Annotated in this window: 1 protein-coding gene; it reads left to right on the forward strand. The window is 71.6% G+C overall.

Going from position 1 to position 998, the window contains the following annotated elements; translation table 11 throughout:
* Window positions 1–998, forward strand: a 998-nt coding sequence (locus AC3A57_RS22890) for an amino acid adenylation domain-containing protein (protein ID WP_487581006.1), incomplete at both ends; no start/stop codon positions are given.

The following is a 998-nucleotide window of genomic DNA, read 5'->3' on the forward strand; positions in this document are numbered from 1 at the left end:
CTGGCGCACGCGGTGGAGTCGTACCTGCCGAACGTGGCCGGCTCGGTGGTCAGTTCGCCGCTGTGCTTCGATGCGACGCTGACCACGCTGTTGCCGCCGCTGCTGGCCGGCAAGCCGGTGTGGCTGCTGCCCGACGAGAGCCACACGCAGACCTTGAGCCGCCTGTCCGAGCGCTTGTTCGCGCCGGGCGAGGGCTGGCTGTTCAAGATCACCCCGGCGCATCTGGACGCCTTGTCGTATCTGGAGCGCGAGGTGGCGGCCGGGCAGGCGCCGCACTGCATCGTGGTCGGCGGCGAGCAGTTGCCGTCGGCGACGCTGCAGCGCTGGAAGGGCGAGCTGCTGCCGAACGCCAGCTTCGTCAACGAGTACGGCCCGACCGAAACCGTGGTCGGCTGCAGCGTGTGGACGCTGACCCAGCCGGCGCAACTGGCGGCGCTGGCCGGATCGGCGGCGACGCCGATCGGCCGGCCGATCGGCAACACCCGGCTGTACGTGCTCGACGCGCACCGGCAGCTGCAGCCGATCGGCAGCATCGGCGAGCTGTACATCGGCGGCGCCGGGGTGGCGCGCGGCTATCTGAACCGCGACGAGTTGACCCGGGAGCGCTTCGTCGCCGATCCGTTCGGCGAGGGCCGCCTGTACAAGACCGGCGACCTGGTGCGCTACCTGGCCGACGGCGAGCTGGAGTTCCTGGGCCGGATCGACGACCAGGTCAAGATCCGCGGCTTCCGCATCGAACTGGGCGAGATCGAAGCCCAGCTGCTGCGCCAGCCGGGGGTGCGCGAGGCCGCGGTGCTGGCACGCGAGGACGAGCCCGGCGACAAGCGCCTGGTCGCCTACGTGGTGGCCGACGGCGAGGCCGCGCTCGACACCCACGCGGTACGCGAGGCCCTGGCCCAGCAATTGCCCGACTACATGGTGCCGGCCGCCTACGTGACCCTGGCGGCCTTGCCGCTGACCGGCAACGGCAAGCTCGATCGGCGCGCATTGCCGGCGCC

It is taken from the genome of Lysobacter sp. Soil_C_15 (genome assembly GCF_057657315.1).